This is a genomic window from Acinetobacter sp. YH12102 (assembly GCF_013419125.1).
GTDB classification, from domain to species: domain Bacteria; phylum Pseudomonadota; class Gammaproteobacteria; order Pseudomonadales; family Moraxellaceae; genus Acinetobacter; species Acinetobacter pseudolwoffii.
Genome location: NZ_VPAS01000006.1, coordinates 56,807 through 71,212, shown reverse-complemented (window position 1 = coordinate 71,212; position 14,406 = coordinate 56,807). Strand labels below are relative to the sequence as shown.

At 46.2% G+C, this 14,406-nt stretch carries 12 protein-coding genes; 8 read left to right on the top strand and 4 right to left on the bottom strand.

All coding sequences use genetic code 11. The features are described 5' to 3' along the window. Positions 1-18 precede the first annotated feature (18 nt). From ubiH to FTU42_RS07605, 3 genes are all read left to right on the top strand, one after another. Positions 19-1,227 (top strand): 2-octaprenyl-6-methoxyphenyl hydroxylase, encoded by a 1,209-nt coding sequence (gene ubiH, locus FTU42_RS07615; protein WP_005096358.1) that lies wholly within the window; start codon positions 19-21, stop codon positions 1,225-1,227. Then, positions 1,224-2,471, top strand: coding sequence for an FAD-dependent monooxygenase (locus FTU42_RS07610; protein ID WP_159138034.1), 1,248 nt, complete (start codon positions 1,224-1,226; stop codon positions 2,469-2,471). Before ubiH ends, FTU42_RS07610 begins: the two co-directional genes overlap by 4 nt. Positions 2,472-2,646: 175 nt before the next feature. After that, positions 2,647-2,901, top strand: a complete 255-nt coding sequence (locus FTU42_RS07605; protein ID WP_005171865.1) for a hypothetical protein — start codon at positions 2,647-2,649, stop codon at positions 2,899-2,901. An 87-nt stretch (positions 2,902-2,988) separates the two neighbouring features. Here the strand turns inward: FTU42_RS07605 and rsmI are convergent, their stop codons facing one another. After that, positions 2,989-3,831: a 16S rRNA (cytidine(1402)-2'-O)-methyltransferase gene (rsmI, locus tag FTU42_RS07600; protein WP_005096362.1), complete on the bottom strand. Its 843-nt coding sequence runs from the start codon at positions 3,829-3,831 to the stop codon at positions 2,989-2,991. Between the two features lie 10 nt (positions 3,832-3,841). Between rsmI and FTU42_RS07595 the strand changes: the two genes are divergently transcribed. From FTU42_RS07595 to FTU42_RS07580, 4 genes are all read left to right on the top strand, one after another. Beyond that, positions 3,842-4,801: a penicillin-binding protein activator gene (locus tag FTU42_RS07595; RefSeq protein ID WP_005096363.1), complete on the top strand. Its 960-nt coding sequence runs from the start codon at positions 3,842-3,844 to the stop codon at positions 4,799-4,801. Positions 4,802-4,816: 15 nt separating this feature from the next. Beyond that, positions 4,817-5,230: a YraN family protein gene (locus tag FTU42_RS07590; protein WP_005096365.1), complete on the top strand. Its 414-nt coding sequence runs from the start codon at positions 4,817-4,819 to the stop codon at positions 5,228-5,230. Between the two features lie 133 nt (positions 5,231-5,363). Next, complete coding sequence (locus tag FTU42_RS07585; protein WP_159138032.1) at positions 5,364-6,050, top strand: BON domain-containing protein; 687 nt, start codon at positions 5,364-5,366, stop codon at positions 6,048-6,050. Continuing rightward, a complete protein-coding gene (locus FTU42_RS07580) occupies positions 6,040-6,927 on the top strand; it encodes an alpha/beta hydrolase (RefSeq protein ID WP_100328783.1) in 888 nt (295 codons plus the stop codon). The genes FTU42_RS07585 and FTU42_RS07580 overlap by 11 nt, the downstream gene beginning before the upstream one ends. 103 nt (positions 6,928-7,030) lie before the next feature. Here the strand turns inward: FTU42_RS07580 and nudC are convergent, their stop codons facing one another. From nudC to dnaQ, 3 genes are all read right to left on the bottom strand, one after another. Continuing rightward, positions 7,031-7,807 carry an NAD(+) diphosphatase gene (nudC, locus tag FTU42_RS07575; protein ID WP_159138031.1) on the bottom strand — a complete coding sequence of 259 codons (777 nt, stop codon included), beginning with the start codon at positions 7,805-7,807 and terminating at the stop codon, positions 7,031-7,033. Beyond that, positions 7,807-9,450, bottom strand: a complete 1,644-nt coding sequence (locus FTU42_RS07570; RefSeq protein WP_005096371.1) for a hypothetical protein — start codon at positions 9,448-9,450, stop codon at positions 7,807-7,809. The genes nudC and FTU42_RS07570 overlap by 1 nt, the downstream gene beginning before the upstream one ends. Positions 9,451-9,576: 126 nt before the next feature. Further along, positions 9,577-10,953 carry a DNA polymerase III subunit epsilon gene (gene dnaQ / locus FTU42_RS07565; RefSeq protein ID WP_159138030.1) on the bottom strand — a complete coding sequence of 459 codons (1,377 nt, stop codon included), beginning with the start codon at positions 10,951-10,953 and terminating at the stop codon, positions 9,577-9,579. Positions 10,954-11,161: 208 nt separating this feature from the next. Here dnaQ and FTU42_RS07560 point away from each other — a divergent pair, with 208 nt between their 5' ends. After that, entirely contained in the window at positions 11,162-14,395 is a 3,234-nt protein-coding gene (locus tag FTU42_RS07560) for a LysM peptidoglycan-binding domain-containing protein (RefSeq protein WP_159138029.1), read from the top strand. Positions 14,396-14,406 lie beyond the last annotated feature (11 nt).

The following is a 14,406-nucleotide window of genomic DNA, read 5'->3' as shown; positions in this document are numbered from 1 at the left end:
CATTGAAAGGATTACAGCATGCAACAAGAAGTCATCATTGTCGGTGGTGGTATGGTGGGCTTAAGCCTCGCACTGATGTTGGCGAAAACCAATATTGCAGTCAAACTTTTGGAAGCCATCAAATATCCAGATTATGATGATGAACATCTTGCCCCGTATCATTCCAGTTTTGATGCGCGTAACAGTGCCTTGTCGCGCCGTAGTGTACAGATCTATCAGGAACTCGGCCTTTGGGATGCACTACAGCAACATGCCACACCAATTCTGGAAGTCAATATTACCGAACAAGGCAGCTTTGGTAAGGCATGCCTAAAAGCAGAACAGGAAAAAGTCGAAAGTTTCGGTCAGGTGATTGAAAATGCCTGGCTCGGCCGTGTGCTGCTGACCCAAGTGAAACAACAGCCGCTGATTGAACTGATTGATGGTGTACAAGTCACATCGCTGACCCAAGATGCCGATTGTGCTTATATTCAGGCGCAGCGTGGTGAATCTGAGCTGACTTTACAATCTAAACTGGTCATTGCCGCAGACGGTCGTGATTCTTTCTGCCGTAAAGCATTGGGCATTGGTACTTCAGAACACGATTATAATCAGGTCGCGATCGTGACTACAGTACAAACCTCGAAGCCCCATGGTCATGTCGGTTTTGAGCGTTTCAGTCATTTAGGCCCTTTGGCGTTATTGCCATTGCCGGGTGAATATCGCCGTTCCGTTGTCTGGCCGGTAAAAAAAGGCACAGAAGGTGAATGGTTGGGCGATGAAAATGATCAGCATTTTCTTGATGCCTTGCAGGACACTTATGGTGATCGTGCCGGAAAATTCCAGAAAACCGGTCGCCGTTTTAGCTTCCCACTCTCTCAAGTCCTGGCAGAAAAACAGGCCGTTGGCCGTGTGGTATTGATGGGCAATGCTGCCCATACCATCCATCCTGTCGCCGGACAGGGCTTTAACCTGTGTATGCGCGATGCTTATGTGCTTAATCGCTATTTGGCAGAGCAGCTTGAGCAGGGTGCTGATTTAGGCAATGCAGCCATGCTACAGGACTACGAAAAATCACGCCTGAAAGATCAGCAGCGGGTCATTAAATTCTGTGATTCAGTGGTACGCGGTTTTAGTAACCAGAATCCATTCCTCAAACTGATGCGTAACACAGGCTTAATCTGCTTTGAAAATATTCCAGGCATTAAACCTTTGGTTGCGAATTATGCCATGGGATTAAAAGCATGAGCTTAAATCAAAATAACGAAATCTTGGATGTGGTCATTATTGGCGGTGGACTGGTCGGTGGACTGACTGCACTTCTGCTGGCGCAAGGTGGTGTGCAGCCTACAGTTTTAGACGCTGCCCCAATTTTAGATGCAGATAAGGCATTAGGTGTAGCGAATCCACGTGTTTTGGCGCTGAGTCAGGCAACCATTCACCTATTAAAAATAGTCGGTGTATGGGAAAAACTGGCACGTCAGCAGCCTTATACCGGTATGCAGGTCTGGAATAAAAATGGCTATGGTGATATTAATTTCGGCCAGCCTTCAGAAAAAATACCCTCAGTAGAACAGGCCTTAGGTTCGATGGTGGAACCGAGTATCCTGAATCTGGCTATTCAGCAAAAGATGCTTGACGATGTACAGGATTACCGTACCGAAGTTAAAGTCAGCCGGGTAGAACGCGGAGTCGGTGTCTGGATCATTCATCTGGCCGATGGCACACAGCTTAAAACCAAACTGGTGATTGGTGCAGATGGTGCCAACTCCTTTGTCCGTGAGCAAGCTTTCATTGATATTGATGTGCTGGATTACCAACAGGCCGGGATCAGCTGTGCGATTCAAACTGCACAGCCCCATCAGCATATGGCGCGCCAGATTTTTCTGGAAACCGGCCCTCTGGCTTTTTTACCGATGGCCAGCTTAAAAAAAGAAGAGCAGGGACATTGGCAATCCATCGTCTGGACTTTGCCGGATGATTATGCTGAAGAATATGCAGGATTGTCAGATGCTGACTTTACACAGCTATTGACCCGTGAAAGTCATCATATGCTCGGTGAGGTCGTACAAGCTACACTACGTGCGACTTTTCCATTAAAAGCCCGCGCAGCCCAACACTATGTTCAAGATGGTCTGGCTTTGATTGGTGATGCTGCCCATGTGATTCATCCGCTGGCAGGTCAAGGGGTGAATATTGGCTGTCTGGATGCTGCCGTGCTCTGTGATGTATTGCTGCATGATCAGTCACGTGGTGTTTGGGCACACGAGCAAAGCCTGAAGCGTTATGAGCATCATCGTAAAGGACAAAACGATGCCATGATGCACAGCATGTCTGCGATTGGCTGGATGGAAACGACTTTATTTTTCCCGATGGTTTGGGCACGTAATTTCGGTCTGAAACAGGTGGAAAATCAGCCAATGTTAAAAGATGCATTTATGGCACAGGCCAATGGTCTGAGTTTACTTAAAGACACACGCTATGCAGCTTAGCGTTGAAATGTAAATTTTTTAAACAAACATCCATAAAGAGTAACGATTTTGTTTAAAAAAAATACGATTTTTTAATATTTGGTACTAGGCGAATGCCACATAGATTGCTAAATTTCACTTAATTCGACACCTGGCTTTAAATACAAAGCGAGCGCTCATTTTGGGGGAGATGCAAATGACAGACATGAATGATTATGATGACGACGTTGAAGATTCAATCGTTGACGATGATGAAGCAAAAGCAGCTGAAAAAGGCGCAACAGAGAGTACAGAGGTCGTCAATGATAACGATCTTGCAGAAGCTGAAACTTTGACCGTGACTGCAAAGTTAAAGAAGCGTCAGGCACTTGAAGACGAAATTGCGGCTTTTCTCGCAAGTGGCGGCCGTATCGTTGAAGTACCGGCAGATGAGTCAGTAGCTAAAGAATAAGTCATTCCTTGACTTGGATTTATAAAAAAACACCACATCAGTTGTGGTGTTTTTTTGCAAAAATAAAAGTGATAGATAGCTAGAATATTAATCGTTGGCTGATGTCAGTTCTAAAGCACGTTGATAAGCCACTTTCTTTTTGATACCGGTTAAATCTGCTGCCAGTTGTGAAGCTGCTTTGACTGACAGATCCTGTAATAAGCGATTCAATAATTTATCCAGCTTTTCCTGATCCAGATCTTTTTCTTCGGTTGCTCCGCCAATCACCAGAACAATTTCACCTTTTTGCTGATTATGATCATTAGCAATGAATTCGACCAGTTCACCTAAAGTCATTTTCTTGATGGTTTCAAAAGTCTTGGTAATTTCACGCGCGAAGCCAACAGGACGGTCTGCTCCAAATATGCTCGCCATATCTTTAACGCATTCCAGAATCCGGTGCGGTGCTTCATAGAAAATTAAGGTCTGGGTTTCATCTTTGAGTTTTTCCAGATTCAGCAGGCGCTGACTTTGTCTGGATGGCAGAAAGCCTTCAAAACTGAAACGGTCACTCGGCAAGCCGACCGCACTTAAGGCCGCAATCGCAGCACAAGCACCGGGCACAGGAATAACACGGATATTATGCGCTTGAGCAGCCCGAACAAATTTAAAACCAGGATCGCTAATCAGGGGCGTGCCAGCATCACTGATCAGGGCCATATCTTCGCCATTGAGCAGACGCTGGATCAGCTGCTCAATTTTGTTGCTTTCATTATGTTCATGACATGCAGTCAAAGGTGTTTGAATATTAAAGTGTTTAAGCAACTGTGCCGAAGTTCGTGTATCCTCAGCAGCAATCAGACTCACCGACTTCAACACCTGAATTGCACGATAACTAATATCATCTAAGTGCCCGATTGGAGTCGCAACAACAAATAACTGAGCACTCATAGGTTTCTCCATGTGGAATAAATTGAATAATAAAAAATGGAAGATGAAAAATAAAATATTAGGCTTGTGTTTAGTCAGCTGCATCAGCAGCGTTCAAGCAGAAGTGTTGATCATTCTACCCGAATCCGGGCCTTTGGCGCGAGCTGCATCGAGTATCAAACAGGGTTTTCTCAGTGCCTATACCGCTTCAGGACACAAGATTCCGCTGAAATGGGTCAATGCCAATCAGAAAAATATCTCCCAGCTACTTAAACAGCATGTCAATAAAAAGACCAGAATGGTGGTGGGGCCATTGGCACGTAGCGACGTGGAACAACTGCTGAACAGCAAACCCAAAGTACGTACCCTCAGCCTGAATGAAGTGGCTGATGTCTCTCCCAATGTCTGGCAGTTCAGTCTATCCAAGAAAGATGATGCCGCTGCCTTAAAAGCACTTTTATTCAAAGACGGGATTCGGCAACTGCTGATTTTACGCCAGCCGGGCAGTGAAGCGGAGCATGAACTGTTGTTGATGTCCTTGCTGAGCCAGAGTGATCTGAAATTTAAAATCGTAGATAAACCACCACGATTTTTAATGCCCAAGCAGGGATTATTGTTTCTGGGCAATGCAGAATGGATGGCTGTCATGCCTGAATTAAATCGTTCACGGATGTATACCGTAGCCAATGCCATGAGCGAACAGCACAAGCTGCCACAAGGGATCAAGTTTTGTGATGTTCCAGTGCTTTACTTAGCGGATTGGCCGGATGTGCTGCAAGCTTATGCCAAGGAACCGGTTAATCTGTCTTATCAGCGCCTGATTGCTTTTGGCGGCGATGCCTGGCACATCACCCAGCAGTATTTATCTCAGCCGCGGCTGCAAACGATTGAATTTCAGGGCAGAACCGGCCGGATTCAGATCACTGAACACGGTGTCCAGCGTACTCCGCAATGTTTTCAGTACAGTGGCACAGGTGTAAAGCTGCTCTAACAGGGAAAGAGAATAATGCGACAGCAATTAGGTACATGGGCAGAACAGCAAGCCGCCCAACTGATGCAGCAGCAGGGATTTCAATTGCTTACAGCCAATTATCACAGCCGTTATGGTGAACTGGATCTGATTCTGGTACGTGAACAGGAGCTGATCTTTGTTGAAGTCAAAGCTCGTGCACACACCGGATATGCGCAAGCGATCGAGTCGGTGTCGAAAGCAAAACAGGGCAAGATGCTTAAGACGGCAATGTGCTTTATTCAGAAAAATCCACAATTTGCACACTATTACTATCGTTTTGACGTGATTTGTTTTGATTTTAAACAGCAATTTGCAAAAACCCTACAGCATGACTTTTCGCAATACCCTTATGATCTGGAATGGATTGAAAATGCTTTTACTTTTGATCAAGAGTTTATTAATCTGTGAATAAAATAAGGTCTAAAGATGCTTATATTTGCCTCAAGATCATTGTAAAGTTCAAGCAGAGTTGCCATGATCTGAGCTTAAAGACAGATTATTAGATTGAAAAAGACGTAATAAAATGAAGGAGTCTTGCTGAGTGGTTAAGCGTATTGCAATAACAATGCTGTGTGTCGCAAGTTTATCAGGTTGTGCCAGTTTTATTTCTAGCGGCACAGGTACGGCTCCTGTAGGAACTGAGAGTGGGGCGCGTACCTTGGGGCAGGTGTTTATTGATTCCTCGATTGTCCGTACTGCAAAAATTAATCTTTATAAACTAGATTCGCGCTTCAAACAGGCCCGGGTCAATATTGAAAGTTTTCATGGCAATGTCTTGCTGACCGGTCAGGTGCCCGATGCACATCTCAAGCAGCTGGCAGAAGACAATGTCAAATCCATGAGCGATGTCAAAGCGGTACATAATTTTATTACTGTAGGCAACCAGATCAGCTATAGCACCATCATGCAGGATACTGCGGTCACAGCGAATACCCGTGGCCTGATCATGAAAGCCACTGTGGTTACGGACAGTAAAGTACATGTGCATACTGAAGATGGCGTGCTGTATGTGATGGGACGTTTGAACAGCGCAGAAATTGCTGACCTGAATCAGGTATTGCAGCAAGTGGGCAATGTCACCAAAATTGTGACCCTGATTGATAATGTTGAACAGTCTTCAAATCTGAGCAGTCAGAACTTTGCAGCACCTGCTTATGCACAGCCCGGTATCGAACAGACGCCGGTTGCGATAGATCCTGATACGGTTGAACCAACCGATGCTCCATAAGGTCGGTCATTTTAAAAACCAATTGTCGAATCAGATTCTGGAAGTCCAGCAACGCTATAAAGCATTTAGACTCTATGATTTTGGCAGTTATGCGTTGAATCGTTTAACGCCTAAACAGGGTTACACGATCGAAACTCAGCTGGCTTATGGTCTAAAATCACGGCAACGCTTTGATCTGTTCCGTAGCCAGCAGCCTTTGCCCCATCGCCCCCTGATTGTTTTTGTACATGGCGGCGCGTGGTTGCATGGGGATAAAAAGGATTATCAGTTCATTGGTGAGGCCTTTGCCAAAGAAGGCTATGATGTGGTGGTGATGAATTATCATCTGGCACCACAACATATTTTCCCAGCCTATATTCATGATCTGCATTTATTATTGAACCACTTGCAGCAGTCTGCCGGCCGGTTAGATATCTGTGCTGAAAACCTGGTTTTGATGGGACATTCGGCTGGGGCATTCAATGTCATGTCTGCACTGTATCATCCGCAATCTGCCAGCATTGACCACAGTCTAATCCGTGCGATTATTGGTCTGGCGGGGCCTTATCATTTTGATTATAAAAATGATCCGATTTGTGCTGATGCTTTTGATCAGACGGTGCCATATCAGCAGGTCATGCCTTATTATTTTGTTAAAAATAGCCCAACCCGACATTATCTGTTTATTGCCGAAAAGGACAACATCGTTGGCCATTTTAATAGTCAGGATCTAGATCGGGTATTGCGAGAAAAGGGCAATCATAGCCATTTGATTCATATTCCGAAACTTGGCCATATTACAATCGTAGGTTCATTATCTAGTTTGTTCAGTCGCTATTTCCAGACCAAAGCGCAGGTGCTTTGGGCACTCGAGGATGCATTTAGATCTCGAGACTGATAGCGGGATTTAACCCAGTAGTAAGGCATAAAAAAGAATCCAGGAGATTATCTCCCTTGGATTCTTTTTTTATTGGTTCAGCCAAACTTGAGCTCAATAAGAGCTAGAGCCAGGTCTTGGTATCGTCTGCGACAGCCGTACCTTGAGTCACATGCATAATCATGGCATGGGCAATACTGCCCTTGAACGGAATTTCAGGCAGCTGATCGAATTTAAAGAATCGCGCATCGCTAATTTCTTCTTGCTGTAATTCGATTTCACCCGCGGCATATTCAGCCTTGAAGGCAATCATCAGATTGCTTGGAAACGGCCAGGGCTGGCTGGCCAGATACTGGATATTCTTGAGTTCTAAACCGACTTCTTCCAGCGTTTCACGACGTACTGCCTCTTCCAGCGTTTCGCCTACCTCAACAAAACCGGCAATCAGGCCATACATCTGGCTTTTGGTGTTGCGCGCGTTTTTGGCCAGCAAAATTTCGTCTTCGTTTTTGGTAATGACGGTAATGACACAAGGCTGAACCCGTGGATACTGACGATAATTGCAGGATGGACAGAGCATCGCATGTTCAAGCGGATGTGCTTCGGTGGCCGTACCGCAATGACTACAAAATTTGTGATTCCGGCGCCATTCTAAAAGCTGTACCGCACGGCTGGCCTGTTCGAATTGCTGGGTATTCCAGAACTGTAATAACTGGCGGATGGGTACCAGTTGCAAGCCTGTAGGAATCGGCTCATCGGGAAGCAGGTCACGGGCAATCACTTGATCACCCGTGTGGAGTAACAAATCACTTGCGAGGGCTTCAACCTGTGGAAGCTGAAAATGTTGATCGACCAGCAGTTGCTGCTGCTGAAAAATATAAGCAAGTGATAATTTGGACATTAGGCAACTATTTTGAGTTTTTCACTACTGTCCAATGCTACCTTAAACATAGCCTGTAAAACAGGCTGTTTGTTCTTTAAGTTATCAATCATCATGTCAGCACTCGCCAGCGTATCCAGAGCACGATGAATCTCTTCCGGCGTTAATGCCATTGATAGATCAATACGGTTCTTGATGAATGCTGCAGTGGTGGTGAATGCAGTACGAACATGTTCTGCATTCAGGAACAGCATCGCCCCGCCAATTTCACAGAATTGTACTGGCACAGGTTCGAGTGCAGCCAAGTCCTGATCTTGCAGATAGTTGCTCAGAATCTGGCTGGAAAGCTCGATCAGGGCCTTGGTTTCAGTGAGTAAAGCCGCATGTGCTTCATCCAGGCGGTCCAGAGAAATATTCATGTTGTTGACGCGCAGCTGCAAACGGCTCGAGGTGTGATGACGTTCCAGTACCCCAATCGAGTTCATGGCAGACAGGATCACATTCATCAACTGCTGGGCAAAACCCGGATCTTTCAGGATTTCAGTCTGGCTCAGTGAAGTAGCTTGACGGTTCAGGTCATGATAGGCTTCATTCAGGTTCAATACCTTGAAGATGTTGGCCAGATTATTGAGCTGTGCCTGCAATTCCTGAGTTTTTTCAGGACTCATGTTCTGATAGTTAAACTCGATGTCATTACGAATCTGCGCCATTTCTGTGGTTACCAGTTCGCTAATGGTATGCATGGTTTCAAAGTCTGGACCATACAGGTGGCGACTAAAGACCTGTAACTGCATATCGGTCAGCAGGTCTTCACCAATATTGAGCTGACTGCGGATATGTTGTGCAGTATCATCTTCCTGGCTAATACACAGACTCAGGACATTGGCCAGGTCTGCAAGTGAAGCCTTGAAGCTGTCCGGCGAGCCAAAATATTGTGCCATGTTGCGCTCGATACTCACCAGAGTGCGCAGACGTGGCTCATTAATCAGCAAGTGATCAATATTGCTGAATGCAACGAAAACCAGATTCCAGTACTGTTTGCTGGTGTGCGATTGAGCGAGCCCAGCCAGATAAGCCCCCACCAGTTTAATCGCCTGCAGATCCAGTTCACTTTCTTCCTGCTTAAGCAGCTTGTTCAGGGACAGCTTGTACAGGCGCTGAACATATTTGGATTTTTCCAGACCGGGTGCTTGTGGTAACTGAAAGTCAGGCGTGATCAGATCGAGCAGGGATTCAATATGCTGACCTTCACTGGTGAGCGGTTTACCCAGCGCAATTTCCAGACGGTTCAGGGTGTCGAGCAGGAACTGTGGAATTTTTACTTCACGCAGGCAGATAAATTCGATATAGCGTTTCAGCATGGTGGTGCCTTCACTCAAGGCAATGACGTCCTGCGTATTGACCTGTGCCGGGTTCCCCATAATCTTGCGCATCAGTTCTGCTGAATAATGAGCGACTTTTGCCAGGCTGGACATGTCGATGAGTGCCAGAACTTGGGCACATTGTTCGAACTGATTTAATGCATCATCAATGCCAAAAGGTAAAGTCTGATCTTCTACCAAGGTGCTTACTGCTGATTCGACTAACTTGATCGAGTTATCAACCTCATTTTTTATTATCAGTAAGGCTGTTGGATCAAAATGTATAGAGGTTTGGTAAGACATGGATCTGCACCTTTCCTGAAGTATTATCTATATATGAGCCCCGCTTAAAGCTGCGGAACCTCTTTGTATTTACTATAACTGAAGAACTGTAGTTTTTAACCTAAAGCATGCTCGGAAATGTAGATTTTATTTCGAGAAAAGGCAAGCAGTTCCATGTTTTTCTTCGAATTGTTTGATCCATTTCTCATGTTCCTGCAATTCTTGTTCTGAGGGGAGAATCACCGGCAGTTCAATTTCAACTCTGGCCATGCCTGAACGGTTGTTCTGATCGTCAGAATGAGACAAAGCATCGATATCAAAAGATACCTGTCCACCGGTCATCGCCAGATAAACATCAGACAGGATTTCCGCATCGAGCAAGGCACCGTGGAACGTACGGTCACGCTTTGGAATCTCGTAGCGGCGCACTAAGGCATCCAGCGAGTTTTTCTGCCCCGGATGCTTGGACTTGGCCATTGCCAGAGTATCGGTTACTTCACAAACTTCGGACAGGGCTTTAAAACTTGCCCGTTTGAATTCCATATCCAGGAAGTTCATATCGAAGCTGGCGTTATGCGCGATAATTTCGGCACCGTGCAAATAGTCAAACAATACTTGAGAGATTTCCTCAAATAACGGTTTGTCTTGCAGGAACTCATCGGTAATGCCGTGGACATTGACCGAGTCGCCGACCGGTGTTTTCGGATTGATATAGATATGAATCGAGCTGCCGGTCAGTTTGCGGTTGATCATTTCCAGCGCGCCAACTTCAATAATCCGGTCACCATCCTGATAATAAAAACCGGTGGTTTCGGTATCCAGAATCAATTGTCGCGGGCCATGCAATTGTAAGGTTGCGGGGGTAATCACAATCTGGGGATGTAGTTGCGAACTATTGGCAACGGTTGCATCCACCTCTTGAAGCGCTGGATCACTTTGCTCGGTGTCGGCAACTTCATTCAATTCAATGATTTCTTCTTCCTGCATATCGTCCAGCTCTTCTTCGCTCTCGGCCAGATCCAGACCAAAAGGATCATCTAGCAGCCAGTCGGGTTCAGATTTTTTTTTATCTTCAGATATTGAAGGGCTTTGCTTGGATTTTTTCAGGGTTTCATCGGCGCCCTGATTGGCCAGCTGATCGGCCATTTCATTGCCGGCATGCCCGGCGTGACCCTTGATCCAGTGCCATTCAATCTCTCGTCCCTGACAGACTGCATCCAGTTTTTGCCACAGGTCAGGGTTTTTGACGTCTTTCCAGTTTTTCTTTTTCCAGCCGTGAATCCATTCGGTAATGCCTTGTTTGACATAATTGGAATCGGTATAGATCACCAGCTTATCCTGTTTGTCACAGAATAGAATGCCTTCGATGGCAGCTGTCAATTCCATGCGGTTATTGGTGGTATGGTCTTCACCGCCACAGATTTTGTGTTCTTGCTGGCCGTTAATAATGTACGCACCCCAACCGCCTAAACCCGGGTTGCCGCGACAAGCGCCATCAACATAAAGTGTGATAGTGTGTGACATAAATTAAAATCCGATCAAAAGAGAACACGCTGGAAGGCTTATTGTATAGCGCAAATGCAGTCGATCAATCTCTATGTCCCGGATTTTTTAATTTCTTGTAACATTTAACGTGAAATCACGGTAAATTATTGCCTTGTGTCTGCAACATGCTTCACTACAATGGCAGATCTAAAAAATAAATTTATATACGAGTTGTTTGGATTTCTTTATGTATAAACCAACCGCAATCTTGTGGCAGCCGACATTACCAACATTTTTAAAATTTTCTGTACTGGGAACTGCACTTGCTTCTCTGGGATTGACGGGCTGTTCATCTACGCAAAGTACATCCCAAACAGCAGCAAGCAAGCAAGTTGGATCGCAATATCTGGATGCAAGCGGTCTGGATGGACTGGAAGATCTGCTTTCTGCAACCGATATGCGTGCAGTCGAAGGCGACCGTTTACTGGTTCTGAAACATGGTGATGTCTGGAAGCGCATGACTGTGGGCTTCAAGATGGATTTAAGTGTGTGGAATCCGCGGATTGATGCGCAGCGCGGCTGGTTTATTTCACGTCAGCCTTATCTGGACCGTTTAAGTGCGCGTGCCTCACGTTATTTATATTACACGGTAAAAGAAGCAGAACGCCGTGGTATGCCGACCGAGCTGGCGCTATTACCGATTATTGAAAGTTCCTATGACCCGGCAGCGACCAGTAGTGCGGCAGCGGCAGGTTTATGGCAGTTTATTCCAAGCACAGGCCGTATTTATGGTTTAAAACAGACCCCTTTATACGACGGTCGTCGTGATGTGGTGGAATCGACTCGTGCAGCCTATGAGTTTTTAGGCAGTTTATATAACCAGTTTGGTTCTTGGGAGCTGGCGCTGGCGTCTTATAATGCCGGCCCGGGACGTATTCAGCAGGCGATTAACCGCAATAAAGCAGCAGGTCTGCCGACCGACTATTGGTCACTCAAATTGCCACAAGAAACCATGAGCTATGTGCCACGTTTCCTGGCAGTTGCACAAATTATTAAAACTCCAGGTCAGTATGGGGTGAGCCTGCCACCAATTGCCAACCGTCCGCATTTCCGTGAAGTGCCTGTAGGCGTGGCCAATTTAAATGAAATTGCAGCCATCACCGGTTTGAGCCGTGCGGAGCTGTATCAATTGAACCCGGGGCATCGTGGTGATCATATTGACCCTACCAGTCCGCGTCGTATTTTGATTCCTGCTGACCTCAGTCCTTCAGTTGATGAAAAGCTGAAAAAACTATCTGGTTCCGGCGGATTATCTGCGAGTAGTGCCAGCAATCTGCCGAAAAACACCACCCCAGTGGTGCCGACCAAAGCTGCGCCTCCCGTATTAAATGCGAAAACGATTACACCGGCAAAACAGACTCCACCCGTTCTTGCCAGTACTCGGCCTGCAACGACTGCACCTGTGGTGACAACGGCAAATACAGTGGCACAGACCACGAAAAAGATTTCAACGCCTAGAGGCTCATCTGCCTTGGCCAGTTTTGCTGCCCAAAGTGATTTGCCGATTCCAAGTGCGCCACGTATTCCGGTCGCAGTGACACCGGCAGCGCCAGCGAAACAGATTCAGGTCGAACCACCGATTTCTGCAGCCGAGCGTCAGCAAGTTCAGCAGGTCGTCACCGCGCAGGAAACTAACAAAACTGTGGATGACGTTCTGCAGCCTGTTGCAACACCGGCAGAGCAGGCTCAGGTAGTTGAAGAGCTGAAAGCATTGGCGCCGGCAGGCACAGAAATTGTCGATCCTTATGATGGTAAAATCAAGCTGACGGCTATTCAAACCAGCCTGTCTGTGGCTGAGCAGCAAGGCAAGGAACTTACCAAAGGCTTCTCTTATCCGAAAGAAGTTGCTGACAATACCACAGCGACTTCGGTCGAAGCCCAGTTGAACCAGGGTAAAAATTACGTCAAGACTGATTCTGAAGTGGTGGTGGTCGCGCCTAAGGGCAAGCGTAGTACCTATAAGGTTTTACCGGGGGATAATCTGGCACTGATTGCAGCAAAAAATGGGGTGAACTGGCGTGATGTGGCGAAATGGAACCAGATCGATCCAAATTCTACGCTATATGTAGGCACCACGATTTATTTGTATGATGCCAAGCCGGTGCAGGAACAAACCAAAGCCAAAGAAAAGCCGGAATCTTATGTGGTTCAGGCCAATGATTCTCTAACCAGTGTGGCAAGCCAGTTTGGTTTAAGTCTCAAACAGCTGGCTGATTTTAATGGTTTAAGTACCAACAGTGGTTTATTTGTCGGTCAGAAGCTGTCGCTGAAAGAAACGGCTGCAGCTAAAGCCAAAGTAGAAGATGCTAAAAAAGCTGAAGCTGCCAAAGTTCAAACCAAATCCTATACCGTCAAGCGCGGTGAATATCTGAAACTGATTGCCGATCGTTATGGACTGTCAAATGCTGAACTGGCGTCATTCACCTCAGGTTTAACTGCGGGTAGCAGTTTGATGGTGGGACAGAAAATCAATGTGCCACTTCAGGAAGTTGAAGCACTGACCGCATCGACCCAAAAGACTGAACAGACATTTGAAAATGTTAAAGTTGATCAGACAGCCACTGAAAATTATCAGGTCAAACGTGGTGAAACCCTGTATAGCATTGCCAGTCAAAGCAAGCTCAGTGTGTCTGAGCTGGCAGCTTTAAATGGTTTTGCTGCCAATAGTGGTTTACGTATAGGCCAGACCATCAAGATTCCGGCCGGCAGTCAGGTGCCTGAAACTTATACAGTTCAATCGGGCGATACCTTGACCGGCATTGCCGCAAAATACAATCTGTCGATGGATCAGGTGGCGAGTCTAAATGCTATTTCTCGTCATGCCGGCCTGCGCGTCGGTCAGCGTTTAAAGCTGACGGGTGAGGCAGCTGAACCCGTGCGTGAGTCTGTGGCGGAAACGGTATCGAAACATGTGAAATCCGATTCGCATGTGGTGAAATCCGGGGAAACTTTAAGTTCTATTGCGCGTCAGTATCATCTTCAGGTCAAGTATCTGGCCGATTTAAATGGCCTGAATGCCAATGGCAACGTCCGTATTGGTCAGCGTTTAAAAATTGTGGGTGATATTCCGACGGATAAAAAAGCAGAAGACGTGAAAGTGGCAGCTAAGCCTGTGTCTTCTAGAGCAACTGAATCTTATACCGTCAAGTCAGGCGAATCCCTGAATGCGATTGCCAGCCGTTTAGGAATTACGGTCACCGAACTGGCCGAGTTAAATAATCTCAGTCCACGTGCCGGATTGCGTGTCAGTCAAACCATCCAGATTCCAAAACTGGTGACTGATTATAAAGTCAAACGCGGCGATACCTTGATCGGTCTGGCCTCACGTTACGGCATGAACAGCAATCAACTGGCGGAAATGAATGATCTCAAACCGAATACACAATTACGTATTGGGGATGTGATTAAAGTGCCAAACTAATTCATTCATCG

Coding starts and splice junctions, on each gene's coding strand:
- FTU42_RS07605 (WP_005171865.1), top strand. CDS start 2,647: ATGACAGACATGAATGATTATGATGACGACGTTGAAGATTCAATCGTT.
- FTU42_RS07580 (WP_100328783.1), top strand. CDS start 6,040: ATGCTCCATAAGGTCGGTCATTTTAAAAACCAATTGTCGAATCAGATT.
- FTU42_RS07560 (WP_159138029.1), top strand. CDS start 11,162: ATGTATAAACCAACCGCAATCTTGTGGCAGCCGACATTACCAACATTT.
- FTU42_RS07570 (WP_005096371.1), bottom strand. CDS start 9,450: ATGTCTTACCAAACCTCTATACATTTTGATCCAACAGCCTTACTGATA.
- dnaQ (WP_159138030.1), bottom strand. CDS start 10,953: ATGTCACACACTATCACACTTTATGTTGATGGCGCTTGTCGCGGCAAC.
- FTU42_RS07610 (WP_159138034.1), top strand. CDS start 1,224: ATGAGCTTAAATCAAAATAACGAAATCTTGGATGTGGTCATTATTGGC.
- FTU42_RS07595 (WP_005096363.1), top strand. CDS start 3,842: ATGTGGAATAAATTGAATAATAAAAAATGGAAGATGAAAAATAAAATA.
- FTU42_RS07590 (WP_005096365.1), top strand. CDS start 4,817: ATGCGACAGCAATTAGGTACATGGGCAGAACAGCAAGCCGCCCAACTG.
- nudC (WP_159138031.1), bottom strand. CDS start 7,807: ATGTCCAAATTATCACTTGCTTATATTTTTCAGCAGCAGCAACTGCTG.
- ubiH (WP_005096358.1), top strand. CDS start 19: ATGCAACAAGAAGTCATCATTGTCGGTGGTGGTATGGTGGGCTTAAGC.
- rsmI (WP_005096362.1), bottom strand. CDS start 3,831: ATGAGTGCTCAGTTATTTGTTGTTGCGACTCCAATCGGGCACTTAGAT.